General features: G+C 37.3%; 16 protein-coding genes. 11 read left to right on the top strand and 5 right to left on the bottom strand.

What is annotated here, in order from left to right:
• The first annotated feature begins 22 nt into the window (after positions 1-22).
• A complete protein-coding gene (locus EKQ63_RS28385) occupies positions 23-532 on the top strand; it encodes a YwhD family protein (protein ID WP_000136687.1) in 510 nt (169 codons plus the stop codon).
• A 162-nt stretch (positions 533-694) separates the two neighbouring features.
• Here EKQ63_RS28385 and EKQ63_RS28380 read toward each other — a convergent pair whose 3' ends face one another.
• Positions 695-2,746 (bottom strand): transglycosylase domain-containing protein, encoded by a 2,052-nt coding sequence (locus EKQ63_RS28380; RefSeq protein WP_087995301.1) that lies wholly within the window; start codon positions 2,744-2,746, stop codon positions 695-697.
• 99 nt (positions 2,747-2,845) lie between these two features.
• Positions 2,846-3,571, bottom strand: coding sequence for a glycerophosphodiester phosphodiesterase (locus tag EKQ63_RS28375; protein ID WP_087995302.1), 726 nt, complete (start codon positions 3,569-3,571; stop codon positions 2,846-2,848).
• A 152-nt stretch (positions 3,572-3,723) separates the two neighbouring features.
• Here EKQ63_RS28375 and EKQ63_RS28370 point away from each other — a divergent pair, with 152 nt between their 5' ends.
• The 4 genes from EKQ63_RS28370 (at position 3,724) to speB (ending at position 7,382) form a co-directional block, all read left to right on the top strand.
• A complete protein-coding gene (locus EKQ63_RS28370) occupies positions 3,724-4,131 on the top strand; it encodes a MerR family transcriptional regulator (protein ID WP_000276566.1) in 408 nt (135 codons plus the stop codon).
• 5 nt (positions 4,132-4,136) lie between these two features.
• Complete coding sequence (locus tag EKQ63_RS28365; protein WP_087995303.1) at positions 4,137-5,300, top strand: MFS transporter; 1,164 nt, start codon at positions 4,137-4,139, stop codon at positions 5,298-5,300.
• A 164-nt stretch (positions 5,301-5,464) separates the two neighbouring features.
• Positions 5,465-6,292 carry a polyamine aminopropyltransferase gene (gene speE / locus EKQ63_RS28360; RefSeq protein ID WP_000424696.1) on the top strand — a complete coding sequence of 276 codons (828 nt, stop codon included), beginning with the start codon at positions 5,465-5,467 and terminating at the stop codon, positions 6,290-6,292.
• Between the two features lie 217 nt (positions 6,293-6,509).
• The gene (gene speB / locus EKQ63_RS28355) at positions 6,510-7,382 is read left to right on the top strand and encodes an agmatinase (protein WP_001209831.1); all 873 of its coding nucleotides are present in this window, start codon (positions 6,510-6,512) and stop codon (positions 7,380-7,382) included.
• A 488-nt stretch (positions 7,383-7,870) separates the two neighbouring features.
• Here speB and EKQ63_RS28345 read toward each other — a convergent pair whose 3' ends face one another.
• The gene (locus EKQ63_RS28345) at positions 7,871-8,908 is read right to left on the bottom strand and encodes a PTS sugar transporter subunit IIC (RefSeq protein WP_087955192.1); all 1,038 of its coding nucleotides are present in this window, start codon (positions 8,906-8,908) and stop codon (positions 7,871-7,873) included.
• A 234-nt stretch (positions 8,909-9,142) separates the two neighbouring features.
• Between EKQ63_RS28345 and EKQ63_RS28340 the strand changes: the two genes are divergently transcribed.
• Positions 9,143-9,505: a YxeA family protein gene (locus tag EKQ63_RS28340; protein WP_016719024.1), complete on the top strand. Its 363-nt coding sequence runs from the start codon at positions 9,143-9,145 to the stop codon at positions 9,503-9,505.
• A gap of 25 nt (positions 9,506-9,530) precedes the next feature.
• On the opposite strand, the gene EKQ63_RS28335 is transcribed toward EKQ63_RS28340, so the two are convergent.
• On the bottom strand, positions 9,531-10,517 hold the full coding sequence (locus tag EKQ63_RS28335) for a S66 family peptidase (RefSeq protein WP_143881715.1): 987 nt from the start codon (positions 10,515-10,517) through the stop codon (positions 9,531-9,533).
• 202 nt (positions 10,518-10,719) lie between these two features.
• Here EKQ63_RS28335 and EKQ63_RS28330 point away from each other — a divergent pair, with 202 nt between their 5' ends.
• The 5 genes from EKQ63_RS28330 (at position 10,720) to EKQ63_RS28310 (ending at position 14,708) form a co-directional block, all read left to right on the top strand.
• A complete protein-coding gene (locus EKQ63_RS28330; RefSeq protein WP_070758258.1) occupies positions 10,720-11,157 on the top strand; it encodes a YwiB family protein in 438 nt (145 codons plus the stop codon).
• The gene (argS, locus tag EKQ63_RS28325) at positions 11,157-12,827 is read left to right on the top strand and encodes an arginine--tRNA ligase (RefSeq protein WP_087955190.1); all 1,671 of its coding nucleotides are present in this window, start codon (positions 11,157-11,159) and stop codon (positions 12,825-12,827) included. The genes EKQ63_RS28330 and argS overlap by 1 nt, the downstream gene beginning before the upstream one ends.
• 397 nt (positions 12,828-13,224) lie before the next feature.
• Positions 13,225-13,752, top strand: coding sequence for an RNA polymerase sigma factor (locus tag EKQ63_RS28320; protein ID WP_000391655.1), 528 nt, complete (start codon positions 13,225-13,227; stop codon positions 13,750-13,752).
• On the top strand, positions 13,739-14,053 hold the full coding sequence (locus EKQ63_RS28315; RefSeq protein ID WP_087955189.1) for an anti-sigma factor: 315 nt from the start codon (positions 13,739-13,741) through the stop codon (positions 14,051-14,053). Before EKQ63_RS28320 ends, EKQ63_RS28315 begins: the two co-directional genes overlap by 14 nt.
• Complete coding sequence (locus EKQ63_RS28310) at positions 14,037-14,708, top strand: anti-sigma factor (protein ID WP_087955188.1); 672 nt, start codon at positions 14,037-14,039, stop codon at positions 14,706-14,708. Before EKQ63_RS28315 ends, EKQ63_RS28310 begins: the two co-directional genes overlap by 17 nt.
• A 24-nt stretch (positions 14,709-14,732) precedes the next feature.
• Here EKQ63_RS28310 and EKQ63_RS28305 read toward each other — a convergent pair whose 3' ends face one another.
• Complete coding sequence (locus tag EKQ63_RS28305; RefSeq protein ID WP_143881714.1) at positions 14,733-15,107, bottom strand: hypothetical protein; 375 nt, start codon at positions 15,105-15,107, stop codon at positions 14,733-14,735.
• Between the last annotated feature and the right edge of the window lie 161 nt (positions 15,108-15,268).

The following is a 15,268-nucleotide window of genomic DNA, read 5'->3' as shown; positions in this document are numbered from 1 at the left end:
TTAAGTGAGGAGGAATATACATATGACAGAGAAAAAGAAAAAAATCGGTTTTAATATCGTGAAAAATGATTCAACAGATGGACATGGTGGATTTGGTGTTGGGGCATTAAGCTTAGAAAACATTTCACCTGTATTTGTTGATGTACTAGAGAAAACTGCATTCGTTGATATTGGTGCGATGCACGCGCGTAGTACAGTAGAAAAAGGTATTAAGTTTTTAACAAATAAAGATGAAGTTCCAAACGGAAAACCATACTGGCTTGTTTGGGTAACGATTGAAAGAACTGCGACAGGTGCGTATTACGCAGGTGTAACAGCTTGTGAAATGACAGTTGACCGTGAGATTCGCCGCGGATATAAATCACTTCCAGAGCACGTAAACAAAATGGATAAATCATTGAAGCGTCACATTATGGTTGACCATATGGACGAATCATCTAAAAAAGTACTTGGTACATTCTTAAAAGAACATAATGAAGCGATTTGGAACGAATCTAGCGAAGAATTGCGCCGTGCATTATTAAGTGAATAAAAGAAAAGGATGTCTCACTAGTCGATTGTTGACTAGTGAGACATCCTTTTTATTTTGGCTTGTTGTATGAAAATATATCAACGATTCGACAAGGAATATCGACTTACCGACAAAGAATGACAATATCAGGCTATTCCACGTTCAGTGAAATAGCCTGATATTCTACCAAGGAAGATATTTTTTCCACCAACTTGTTTTTTTCTTTTCTTCAGTTGTCTTTTCAAATTCCTCTTTATCATCAACGTGATCCATACAATATTCAGTTGGTTCTGTACCTTTTGCAAAATACATTTTCACTGAAATTGGGCAATTTTTTGTAGCAATTTTCCCGTTTTCAGGGTTAATATCAACTGCAACAACGTCACTGGGTTGTTTAAACTCTTTTTTAGGTTGTCCATCTAAGCCTTTCTCCATCGTATCGGTCCATATTCTTTTCGCATAGCCTTGTTCTGCTACGTTTGAAATTGATTTAGGTTGATCATATCCAACCCATACGCCAGTTACGATTTGCGGGGTAAACCCAATCATCCAACTATCTGTTTCAGTAGAGCCAGATTTTCCGGCATAGGTTCTTGATAGCTTAGATAACATTGATTGACCAGTTACGGCAGCATAACTGCTTAGTTTTTTATTAAACATGCCTGTCATCATTTCTTCCATCACAAATGCTTTGCTCTTATCAAGAACTTGTTTACTCTCCAAATGAGCATCGTATAAAATATTTCCTTCATGATCCATAATGCGGCGAATGAAAATCGGTTTTACTTCTTTTCCCCCGTTTGCGAACATGCTATAAGCGTTAACCATTTCAATTGGTTTTACAGGAGATGTACCGAGCGCAAGGGAAGGGACGTCTTTTAATGCACTCTTAATGCCGAATTGCTTCGCCGTTTTTGTAAGAATGTCTTCGCCTAAAAATAAATTGGTTTTCACGGCATAGACGTTATCAGAGACCGCAAGAGCTTGCGCCATTGTTACAAAATCGTCTGCATAATAGTCTTTATAGTTTTTCGGTTTATACTTTGAAACACCGTCACCTAAAGTGAACACGGTGTATTCGCTTTTTAAGCGCGTAGCAGGGGTGAATCCTCGTTCTAATGCCGCATAATATAGAAATGGCTTAAATGTAGATCCGGGCTGGCGAGCGGCCTGTGTAGCCCTGTTAAATTGACTTGTATTATAATCAGTTCCACCAACAAGGGCAGCTACTTCCCCTGTTTTTGGATTCATAGAGACGAGCGCAGTTTGTATGTTTGTCGTGTCAGGTATGTGGTCTTTTACAGCTTGCTCTGCAACCGATTGTAATTTCGGGTCTAGCGTTGTATAAATACGCAAGCCGCCTTTTTGTAAGGCTTGCTCATCTAATCCGATATCACGAAGAAGAGAAGCTTGTACAGCATCTTGGAAATAAGGCGCGACCTCTGCTACTTTTTTCGTATCTAATGAAGCGAAAGTTAGTGATTCTTTCTTCGCTGAAGCTGCTTGTTTCTTCGTAATATAACCTTGTTCTACCATTTCATCTAATATAAGAGATTGTCGTTCTTTCGCACGATCTTCTTTTAAAAAGGGAGAGTAGACACTAGGTCCTTTTGGTATACCTGCAAGCATACTAGCTTCCGCTAATGTTAATTCTTTTGCTGTTTTATCAAAATATAGACGGGACGCAGCTTCGATTCCATAAGCACCATGCCCGTAATAAATTGTATTTAAATATCCTTCTAAAATATGATTTTTATTATAATTCACTTCAAGACGGATTGTGTACATTGCTTCTAATAGTTTACGTTTCCACGTTTTATCATGATCTAAGTATAGGTTACGGGCATACTGTTGTGTAATCGTACTAGCGCCTTGGACTTTTGCCATCGCTTTTAAATCAGCAACAATGGCACCAGCGATACGCTTCATATCAAAGCCATGATGTTTGTAGAACCTTTGATCTTCGATAGAAAGTGTTGCCTCTTTTACATAAGGAGAAATTTCATTGAGAGATACATTGTATCGTTTTTGTACCTCATTACTTTGTCCTATAACAGTGTCATCATTGGCATAAAAGACACTTGTTTGCGGGACAGCCACAGGAGGAGGTCCCATAATTTTTGCAACTATAATAATAACAAAAAAGGAAAAAACGAAAAAAAGAACAGAAGAAAACATTACGGTGAAGAAAAGACGTTTATATTTTTTAAGTTTCGGATTCATAGTTTGATCCATCTTTTTCAGCCCCTCATTCATACAAACATTATTGTATTAGTATTGAGGGTTTTCGATTATTTTAAACAATGAAATTTCGAAAACAAAGAGCCCCTTCAATTAAGAAAGGAGCTCAAAGGCACGTGCTGGCCAATCGGTAATAATGACATCTACGCCATAATCAATCATAGTTTGTAAATCTTTGTATTCATTAATTGTATAAGGGCGGAAAACATACCCTTGCTTTTGCGCGAGTTGAACAAATTCCTTTGTTAGTAGTTGAAAGTTTGGGTGTAAACCAGTTGCATCTCTATTTTTTGCTTCAGCGATAGGGTCAGCAAGTGGTGTATCATATAAAATTGCTCTTGGGATTTCAGGAGCTATTTCTGCTAATAATGAAACAGAGTCGTGATTAAATGAAGAGAATACAATTTGATTAGAAAGATGATATTCTCGAACGAGAGCAACAACTTTTTCTTCAATGTTTGGATAGTGAATGACGTCTGTTTTTAATTCAATATTGAGTTGTAAGCTTGTTGTAGATAACCAAATAAATACTTCTCGTAACGTTGGGATTTTTGCTTCATGGAAAGAAGGATCTTTATGGCTGCCGGCATCTAAAGCTTGTAACTCTTCTACCGTTTTTTCAGAAACAAGACCCATGCCATTTGTTGTACGATTGACTGTTTCATCGTGAATCACGACAAGTTCACCATCTTTGGATAGGTGGACATCAAGTTCAATTCCGTGGGCGCCAATGCGTTCAGCTTCTTGGAAGGCAATCATCGTATTTTCTGGATGTGTTCCTTTTACGCCGCGATGAGCGAAAATAAGTGGTTTACTCATGTGAAATTCTCCTTATCGTTTCTTTTCTTTCATTATGAAACTGCTTTTGAAAAAATACAATTTAATATGACAAACATTTACAAAAGTCTAACAGTTGCACAAAAGTTAACGTTAACGTAAAATGTAATAATCGAGTGAAGGGAGGAATAAACATGTATAAGATTGATGAAGTCACGAAACAAGTTGGTTTAACAAAACGTACACTTCGTTATTATGAGGAAATTGGTTTAATTCATCCTCCAGAACGTAGTGAGGGAAATATTCGCCTGTATACAGATGAGGATATTGCAAGAATCAAAAGGATTGTAGAAGCAAAAGAAGTGCTAGGAATTACGCTTCAAGAAATGCAACATTTCTTATCGTTAAAAGAAAGAATGGAGCAAAGAAGAAATAGTGAGAACCCTCGTGATCGTGAAGTAATTCAAGAAATTAAAGAGATGCTTGAGAAACAAGTGCAAACGCTAGACGAGAAAATGGAGCAAATGCAGCGTGTGAAGGCGGAACTTGAGGATAGTTTACACCGTGCAGTGACATTTTTAGAGAATACAAAAGGAGAGTAATCAAAATGGAGAGCAAACAAAAAATAGGGAGATTGATTACAGTGGTGGCTACTTTCCTTGCCTTTTCAGGTATAGGGGTAGTCGATCCAATTTTGCCGATTATTGCTGAAAAGATTGGGGCAACGCATTGGCAAGTCGAGATGTTATTTACAGCGTATATTTTAACGATGGCAATTATGATGTTACCAGCTGGTATATTTGCATCAAGATTTGGTGATAAAAGAATGATGACAATTGGTCTTGCGATCGTAACTGTATTTGCGTTTATATGTGGTGTATCGCAAACGATTGCTCAATTATCTCTTTTCCGCGCTGGATGGGGATTAGGAAATGCAATGTTCTTCGCAACGGCGATGACATTATTGATTGCATTAAGTAAAGAAGTTCATGAAGCAGTAGGATTATATGAAGCAGCCATCGGTTTAGGAATGGCGGGCGGACCATTATTAGGTGGTATATTAGGTGGACATTCTTGGCGTTACCCATTTTTCGCAACGAGTATTTTAATTTTCTTAGCATTTATTTTAGTTTTCTTTTTTGTGAAAGAACCAGAGCGAAAAGTGAAACGTAAAGCGGCAGGCGTAGGAGAATTACTTAACCTGGTGAAGTATAAACCATTTATGCAAGGCGCGATTTCAGGAATGTTATACTACTACGGATTTTTCGTTGTGTTAGCATATTCACCACTTATTATGCATTTATCTGCTATTCAATTAGGATTTGTATTTTGTGGATGGGGACTCGCGTTAGCTTACGGTTCTGCAATTTTAGCACATAAGCTAGAAGGGAAATATGAGCCGAAAACATTGTTAAAAGGCAGTTTACTCGTATTTTCCCTGTTCTTAATTGCACTATTCTTTGTGAAAATTATGTGGTTACAAATTGTATTAATTGTTCTATCAGGATTAGCATCAGGATTAAATAATGCATTATTTACAAGTTATGTAATGGATATTTCACCTTATGAAAGATCTGTTACATCTGGTGTTTATAACTTCGTTCGTTGGTTAGGTGGCGCGATCGCTCCCATTTTATCAGGGATTATCGGCCACACTGTTTCACCGCAAAGTCCATTTTTAGTAGGTGGGATTGTTGTATTAGTTGGTTGTGTAATGATTTTAATTCCGATTCGAAAACCGGTAGAAGTAGAGAGAAAAACCCTTTCTTAAGAAAGGGTTTTCTTTATATGTATATGTTAGAACCCTCTGACTAAAATATATTTTCGGTATTTTTGTACTTTTAACTATACTTTTTGGATGTTTTGTTTTATTTTTGTTAGGGGACATTAATGATGTCCCTATTATAAATTTGCATTGAAAGGCGTGATTGTACGATGGAACTATGGTTCACTGAAAAACAAACAAAACATTTTGGGATTACGGCGCGTATTAACCGCACATTACATACGGAGCAAACAGAATTCCAAAAACTTGATATGGTTGAAACGGAAGAGTTCGGAAACATGCTTATTTTAGATGGCATGGTTATGACAACAGAAAAAGATGAGTTCGTTTATCATGAAATGGTAGCGCACGTACCTTTATTTACACATCCAAACCCTGAAAACGTATTAGTTGTAGGTGGCGGCGATGGCGGTGTTATTCGTGAAGTGTTAAAACACCCAAGCGTAAAGAAAGCAACTCTTGTTGAAATCGATGGAAAAGTAATTGAGTACTCTAAACAATACTTACCATCAATTGCAGGTGCATTAGATAATGAGCGTGTAGAAGTAAAAGTAGGAGACGGTTTCCTACATATCGCAGAAAGCGAAAATGAATACGATGTAATTATGGTAGATTCTACTGAGCCAGTAGGACCAGCAGTAAACCTATTTACAAAAGGCTTCTACGCTGGAATTTCAAAAGCGTTAAAAGAAGATGGTATTTTCGTTGCACAAACGGACAACCCTTGGTTTACACCAGAACTAATTACAACTGTGTTTAAAGACGTAAAAGAGATTTTTCCAATTACCCGTTTATACACAGCGAACATTCCAACTTACCCAAGTGGTCTTTGGACGTTCACAATTGGATCTAAAAAACATGATCCATTAGAAGTAAGTGAAGAGCGTTTCCACGAAATCGAAACGAAATACTACACAAAAGAATTACACAATGCAGCATTCGCGTTACCGAAATTTGTTGGCGATTTAATTAAGTAAGAGAATCGCACGGAACAAATAAAGTGTAAGTAGCTCATTTAAGGTGTTTGTCCAGAAGACTTGAACATGCTAGTTATTTACACTTCTGTAAAGAAAATTGTCTTCTTTTTATGAAGCAGAAGACCCGGTAAATCGAGAAAGAGGAGCAACTCGCTCCAAATTTGAGAAATAATGAAAGGTTGGGATACCTTAAGTTCCACATAAGGAGGAAAAGAATATGCGTTTTGATGAAGCTTATTCAGGTAAAGTATTTATTAAAAGTCATCCAAGTTTTGAAGAGTCAAAGGTAGTTATTTATGGGATGCCTATGGATTGGACAGTAAGTTACCGTCCAGGATCTCGTTTTGGCCCTGCACGTATTCGTGAAGTATCAATCGGTCTTGAAGAATATAGTCCGTATTTAGATCGTGAACTAGAAGAGGTAAAATATTTTGATGCGGGTGATATCCCATTACCATTCGGAAACGCACAACGCAGCTTAGACATGATTGAAGAATATGTATCAAAACTTTTAGATGCCGATAAGTTTCCACTAGGTCTTGGCGGTGAGCACCTAGTGTCTTGGCCAATTTTTAAGGCAATGGCAAAAAAATATCCGGATTTAGCAATCATCCATATGGATGCTCATACTGATTTACGTGAATCGTATGAAGGGGAGCCTTTATCCCACTCTACACCAATTCGTAAAGTGTGTGATTTAATTGGTCCGGAAAACGTATATTCTTTCGGAATTCGTTCTGGAATGAAGGAAGAATTTGAATGGGCGAAAGAAGTAGGTATGAACTTATATAAATTTGACGTATTAGAACCGTTAAAAGAAGTATTACCGAAACTTGCAGGACGCCCAGTCTATGTCACAATCGACATTGATGTATTAGACCCAGCTCACGCTCCAGGAACAGGAACGTTAGAAGCTGGCGGTATCACATCTAAAGAATTATTAGATTCCATCGTAGCAATTGCAAATTCAAATATAAATGTAGTTGGAGCGGACTTAGTAGAAGTAGCTCCTGTCTACGACCATAGTGATCAAACACCAGTCGCAGCAAGCAAATTCGTGCGGGAAATGCTGCTCGGTTGGGTAAAATAAAAGCGAAGCCGACTGTTTAAACCCGGTGACTAAGGTTCTTTCCTGCAAAAGGTGCTTTTTACCTTTTGGCAGGGAAGGTTCTTAGACGCAAGGGGCTAGGAGGCGTAGCTGGATAGAATAAAAGCGGAAGCGGCTCGCTCAGAATGTGAGGGGGATGGAGCTTCAGACGTAGAGGCGCTTTTTGCCTCGAAGGAAGAAGCGAAGCCACCGATCATTCTAGCCGCTGTAGCTGGATAAAATAAGAGCCCTCTATATGATTAGGGGCTCTTATTTTGTCGTTATGTGTCGGTAAGTCGATATGTCTTGTCGAATCGTCGATATAATGAAAAAATCATTGATATATTTTGAGTTGTGATCGATATATTTGAAAAATCGCCGATATAATTCGAGTTGCACTGATATATTTAAAAAATCGCTGATATAATTTGATTTACCGTCATACAACACAAAAAAGAGCTATTCCCAAACAACGGGAATAGCTCTTTTTCTTATGCAACCTTCTCTTCCGAAGTAATGCCGCGAATGTCATCAGCAGAGCGAATTGGATATTTACGGAACACGATTGATCCGATGTATCCAACAATCGTGGTAACGATTCCACATAATACAGCAGCAATTGTTACTTTTACAACGTCATTAAATCCGAATAAAACAAGAAGTCCTGGGATTGGTGATGCTGTTCCTGGTGCATTATTAACGAGCTGGAACAGAGATGTAATAATACCAGCAAGTGCACCGCCAACGAAGTTTGTCGCATAAATTGGAATCGGATTTGCTGAAACAACATCGGCTTGTGTTAAAGGTTCGATTGCTACAGCAATTGTGTCTTTCTTTGAACAAATCTTTAGTCGTTTAAAGAAAATAAAGTTCATTGGGGCTGAGGCTGCTACGGCAAGACTACCAATTGCCATTGGTAAACCTGTTAATCCAAGCATTGCAGTGAGTGCCATAGAACTCAGTGGAGAGGTAGAAATAACTGTTATTAATCCACCAAGCATAATACCCATGATAATAGGGCTTTCTGTAGTTGCAACTGAAATCATAGAACCGATTTTACCCAGTGTTGCGTTAACGAGCGGATCCATAAGCATTGCCATTCCGCGTGAGATTGGTGCAGCGATAAATAAAATTGCTAAAAACTCTACACCAGCCGGTAATTTTTTTTCGAGAAATTTCACGACGAAGGCACAAACGTATCCAGCGAAAAATCCTGGTAAAATACCGAATCCACTAGTAGCGATACCGATTAAAACAGCATATACGGGGGAAACACCAATTGCTAATGCGACTAAAATCGCTGCTGCGACACCGCTCATACTACCGGAAGCTTCTCCTACTGATTGTAAAAAGTCATTATGAAACATTTCTCCACCGATATAACGGTGAAATGCTTCAATAAGAAAGCTTGCGATTGCTGCATTAGCTAAAGCACCCATCGCCTTCATTCCGTAAGGCGCACGGTAACTGAAAAGTGTAAATAGACAAAGTACAACAAGTAATAGTGCTAAACCTTGCAAGATAGCCATTTGAAAACTGTCTCCTTTGATTTTTGTAATAAAAATTCGTATCATTCAATAATAATATAAAAGTTCATGAAACGGAAAAAATTTTTATTGGGAAATGGCTATAAGGTGAAAATGCCTTACAATAATGTAAGGAAAGTGTAAGACTTTTAGATAGAGTATAGTATGCCATTTTTCGTATAATACAAGTATAGATATATGACTAGGGAAAAAGAAGTGCAAACAGGAGGTTCATGTATGAAATTGGTAATTAAAGTTTTAGCTGTATTCGCCATTATTCTAGGTGGAACAGCGTATTATTTGAACACAAAAACAGAAGGTGTACATGCTTTTGTAGACAACTTCTTTTCAAATAAAGAAATACAAGATTATTATGCGGTGATAGATAAAGGTGAGAAAAAAGACGGAGAATACTTGTATACTTTTAAAGGGTATACAGAAGACGGGAAGTTACAGGTTATTAAAAGAATGATGAACCGTGAATTGCATACGGGTGCTTTTATAAAAATTTATGCAAAAGGTATGCAAGGAAAAGGATGGGCTGAAATCCCGAAAGAATCAATTCCGCAAAAAGCGTTGGAAAAAATAGAAAAACGATAAAAGGAGCGACTCATTCGCCCCTTTTTTAGTGCGTTAAAATAGTAATAGATGTTTTTTCTTTGTTAGAAATGATTTTTACACGTCCGCCAATTGGAAAAGTGAAAATCGGGGTTGTATGACCGAAACTTGCGTTTGCAATGATAGGGATATGTGCAAGCTCTGGCTTTGAAGCAATCATTTCTTGCATGTCTTCTATCGTACATTCTGCACCTTTTTGCATCTTTCCTATAACGATGCCTTTTACATGTTCAAAATCTTGTTGCTGCATAAGAGAATGTAAATATCGATCAAAAGTTTTAAGAGTAGCTCTCCCAGTTAAACTATCCTCTTCAAGAAATAAAATTTTATCCTTTAAGTTTGGCATATATGGTGTACCTTGTAGCAAGTTTAAGGTGCTCATATTACCACCAACAATTTCTCCAGTTGCTTCGCCTTCGTGAATCGAAACATATCCTTCATTCTTAATAAATTCTCGATTTTCCTGATCAATGTACCAAGAATCATCACTCCATGTTTCAGATGGTAGGACTTCAATAGGATCAGTAGAAGTTAAGCATTGTAAAAAGTAATCGTTCGTATACTCGAGACCTTTCTCCATTCCAAATGAAGAGAAATGGGGTCCTGAATATGTAACGAGTCCTGTTTTTGCGTAGATGGCATTATTTAAAGCGGTAATATCAGAATAGCCACAGAAGAACTTCGGATTTTCTCGAATTAAATTATAATCGAGGTGTTTCAATAAACCGTTAGAGTTGTATCCGCCAAGTGTCGTCAAAATGGCTTTTACATTCGGGTCTCTAAATGCTTCGTGAAGGTCTTGAACGCGTGAAGAAATAGAAGAGGAAGCAAATTTGTCTATTTCATCAGCATATGTTGAAAATGTAACGTGAAAGCCCATGTCGGTTAACCTTTTTACAGCAAGCTTCCTGTTTTCAGTTGAGACAATACTTAAACTACAAGATGGTGAAATAACTCTAATTTCATTACCTTTTTTCAATTTTGTTGGTAGCACTTCATTCACCTCTTTAAATGAAAGAATATTTAGATTTAAAAAATATTTTATCATATGAAATAAAGTGAAAGTGAATTATTTTTTGAAATGGAGTTTTCCTGATTTTTCAGCAGACAGACAGAGGTTTTTTTTGATATGATAGGAAAAGTGATTTATTATAAGTAGTATTTAATATCTATAACATTTGAAAGGTGTGCAAGACGTGGAGAAACAACTTGCAGGCTTGCCGGTACACGTTCATTTCGTAACAGAAATCCGTGAAGGGGCGAGGAAGGAAACCGTTGCTTTTGAAGCAAATGGTCAATACTATGTAAAAGGTCAAGGTACATACGTAACATTCCAAGAGCCGAACGAACAGGGCGAAGTAAAAACAATTATTAAAATTCAAGATGAACAAGTTCTCATTATGCGTTCAGGTGCTGTTTCTATGCGTCAAACGCATGTGAAAGGTGAATGGACAACTGGTACGTACATGAGTGAACTTGGTACGTTTGCATTGCAAACAAAGACTGATAACGTTCTTTTTAAATGGTCGGATGAAAAGAAAAAAGGACAACTCTTCTTAACGTACGCATTGCTTCTAAGTGAACAAGAAGCTGGCAGATATACAATTACGATCAATTTGAAGGAGGCAAAATAATGAATTCTTTAGAACAAGTAAAAGGATTAATTAAAGAAGAAATTCAAGCTGCTGTATTAAAGGCAGAATTAGCGACAGAAGAACAGATTCCAAACGTTGTATTAGAATCTCCAAAAGATAAGACAAATGGTGACTTTTCTACAAATATGGCAATGCAACTTGCACGCGTTGCAAAGAAAGCACCTCGTATGATCGCAGAAGAATTAGTTGCAAACTTCGATAAAGCAAAAGCTTCTATTGAAAAGATTGAAATCGCAGGTCCTGGTTTCATTAACTTCTACATGGATAATAGCTACTTAACAGACTTAATCCCAACGATCGTTAATGCTGGTGAAGCTTACGGTGAAACGAATACTGGTAAAGGTGAAAAAGTACAAGTTGAGTTCGTATCTGCGAATCCAACAGGTGACCTTCACTTAGGACATGCACGTGGTGCAGCAGTAGGTGACACGTTATGTAACTTATTAGCAAAAGCAGGATACGATGTATCTCGTGAGTACTACATTAATGATGCTGGTAACCAAATCCATAACTTAGCTCTTTCTGTTGAAGCTCGTTATATGCAAGCTTTAGGCTTAGAGAAAGAAATGCCAGAAGACGGATACCATGGTGCGGACATTATTGCAATCGGTAAGCGTTTAGCTGAAGAGTTTGGCGATCGTTATGCGAAAGCTGATGAAAAAGAAAGTTATGAATTCTACCGTGAGTACGGTTTAAAATATGAGTTAGCAAAACTTCAAAAAGACTTAGAAAGTTTCCGTGTTAAATTTGATGTATGGTTCTCAGAAACATCATTATACAAAAACGGAAAAATCGATCAAGCTCTTGCTGTATTAAAAGAGCGCGATGAGATTTTTGAAGAAGATGGGGCAACTTGGTTCCGTTCTATGACTTACGGTGATGATAAAAACCGTGTATTAATTAAAAACGACGGTTCTTACACGTACCTAACGCCAGATATCGCGTATCATCGTGATAAATTAGAGCGTGGTTTCGATAAGTTAATCAACATTTGGGGTGCTGACCACCACGGTTACATTCCTCGTATGAAAGCTGCTATTCAAGCGCTTGGTTACGATAAAGACACGTTAGAAGTAGAAATCATCCAAATGGTACAACTGTACCAAAATGGTGAAAAAATGAAAATGAGTAAACGTACAGGTAAAGCAGTCACACTTCGTGAGCTTATGGAAGAAGTAGGCGTAGACGCAATGCGTTACTTCTTTGCAATGCGTAGCGGTGATTCTCATTTAGACTTCGATATGGACTTAGCTGTATCAAAATCTAATGAAAACCCAGTATACTATGCACAATACGCTCACGCTCGCGTATGCAGTATCCTTCGCCAAGGTGAAGAATTAGGATTAGCTACAGGCGGAGACGTGAACTACAAACTTGTTACTTCTGAGAAAGAAGTAGAGTTACTGAAAAAACTTGGTGAATTCCCAGCAGTAGTTGCGGATGCAGCACAAAAACGTTTACCACACCGTATTACAAACTATGCATTTGAATTAGCAGCAGCATTACACAGCTTCTACAATGCAGAAAAAGTATTAAACCAAGATAACTTAGAATTAAGTAAAGCTCGCTACGAGTTAATGAAAGCAGTACGCACTACACTTCAAAACGCATTAGCAATCGTAGGAGTATCTGCACCAGAAAAAATGTAATTAAGAAAAGCGGAAGCGACTCGTTTAGAATAGGAGGGGGATGGAGCTCCTGACAGAGAGGCGTACTTTGCCTCGGAGGAAGGCGCGAAGCCACCGAGTATTCTAGCCGCTGGAGCTGGACAATAAAGAAAAGCGGAGCCGACTGTTTAGTCCCGAAGGCTAAGGTTCTTTCCCACAGAAGATGCATTTTATCTTCTCGTGGGGAAGGTTCTTAGACGGAAGGGGCTAGGAGGCAGAGCTAGACATAAAGAAAAGCGGAGCCGATTTTTCGCTTTCAGTAAAAGGCAATCACACGATGTTGTGATTGCCTTTTTGTATGGAGATAATAAAAAAATAAAATTTTTATCAAACAAAAGGAGAATTTGCGTCGTCTTATATAAATGACAGGAGGTTTCCGATGGAAGAAAAGGTAGAAGAATTAATTGATATATATAAGCAGCAAATATATTCCTTATGCTATAAGTTAGCGAAGACGAAAGAAGACGCGGAGGATATTTTTCAAGAGACGTGGATAAAGGTTTTTTCATCGCGGCACCAACTTTCTTACGTGGAGAATTATAAAAAGTGGATTACTACAATTTGTGTTCGTACGTTTTATGATTTTTATCGTAAGAAAAAAAGATGGAAAGATCGTGTATTGGATTTATTTCATAAAGAAGATGGGGGAGAAATAGAGCATGCAGATGATGTGAATATATCAGAAGAATTTATTCAAAAAGTCGAAGCAGAAATGATACGAGAAGTTATACAGTTATTAAATGAAAAATATAAAACAGTGCTCGTACTCTACTACTATGAACAATATTCTTACAAAGAAATGAGTGAAATATTAAATATACCAATTGGTACGGTGAAATACCGCCTTAATTATGCGAAGAAGCAAATGCGAGAACATTTGGAGGGGTTCGTTTATGAAGGAAGATAAATTTGATCAAAAGATAAAAAGTAGTTTAGCGGGAGAGATGATTCCTAGCGAAGAGCTAATAAATAATACGAAGCAGGGCATGCAAAATGCTCGGAAATTAGAGAAGAGATGGGTTATTTTCATTCATGCTATTTGGATGATTATATTAACAGTCACCCTAGAGCAGTTTATTAGTCATTTGGATCATAAAATAACTATCATTATAACGATAGTTATTATGATGCACCTATACATTCCTATATATGTTGTCATACAGTCATTTTTAAAGAAGGAGTATAAATTACATGATAGAGTTCGATAATCCATTTGTAGTATTTGAGATAGCTGGGATTACAATGTTTTTAGCTTTTATAGCACTTTTAGTATGTGTAACATCATGGGTGTATACAGATGCGAAAACGCGTGGAATAAGTAAGTGGTGGAGTGTTGTAGTGATTATATTGCCGTTTTTTATTGGAGTTTTGTTATATATGATACGAAGAAGTAACAAGAAAATAGAAGGAGAGCATACGATGAATGCTATGAAAAAACAAAAGATAACATTAGTTGTCATATTTGCCAGTGCGATGTTTGTATTACTGAGCGGCTTCGCTTTCGTTCAAACGTTAGATGATATGTGGAGAGCTGGTGATATGTATTTAGAGAGTGAGCAACAAGGAGAGACAAGCTATGAGGCAAAATTCTCATCATGGGATATTGCTGGGAAAGATATTGAACTTGAGTATGCAAAAGACACAGAAGTAACATTTTCCTATGAGACAGATGCAAAACGTGGGAATTTATGCTTTAGCTTGTATGAAAGGCAAGGAGAAGGTATAAGAGAGTTAAAGGAGATTTGTGAATCGAAAACAGGTACTTTTAAAGCTACATTGAAAGCGAATGAAAAGTATGTATTTAGTATAAGTGGTTTAATGGTGAAAGATGGTTTTGTAAAAGTGAATTGGGAAACAAAATAAAGGCCCTTGGGAAGGGCCTTTATTTTATCGGATTGTATACGTAACCGAAAAGCTAACAGGACTATAGTAAACATAAGGTGCATGAAATTGAACGTACATATTGCCATCTGTTTTTGTAGTGAAAATTCGGCCGTAGCCATCAGAATAACGTCCAATAAGGTTATGATTTGAGTCATAAACACTGTAACTAGGGGTTTTGCTGTTAGGTTGAATTGTTAACTCTTGTCCCTTTTGAAGGAAAACAGGTTCTTGTTCAGAACTACTTCCAGTTTGCAAAGAATAAAATTTTGTAAAGCTTTGTTCTTGAGTAGCGGCAGCAGCCTTTGTTTCAGGAATAAACGCGGTAGCACCAGTAATTCCTGCTAAAGTTAATGCACCGGCTAAAATCATTTTTTTCATAGTAGAAAAGCCTCCTTAATTGTTGTAATCGTTTTCGTTACAGTTAATATTGTATACGATAATGAGTAGGAGAAAATATGCTTTTATGCATATGTATTTTTTCTCAATAAAATGTCACCACTTTAAAATGAGTGATTTTTGCTATAACTAATTGTTTTTTC

Source organism: Bacillus sp. BD59S, from assembly GCF_007363175.1.
Lineage (GTDB): Bacteria > Bacillota > Bacilli > Bacillales > Bacillaceae_G > Bacillus_A > Bacillus_A pacificus.
Note: the sequence above shows the minus strand (reverse complement) of the source record. Positions and strands in the feature narration are given on the sequence as shown.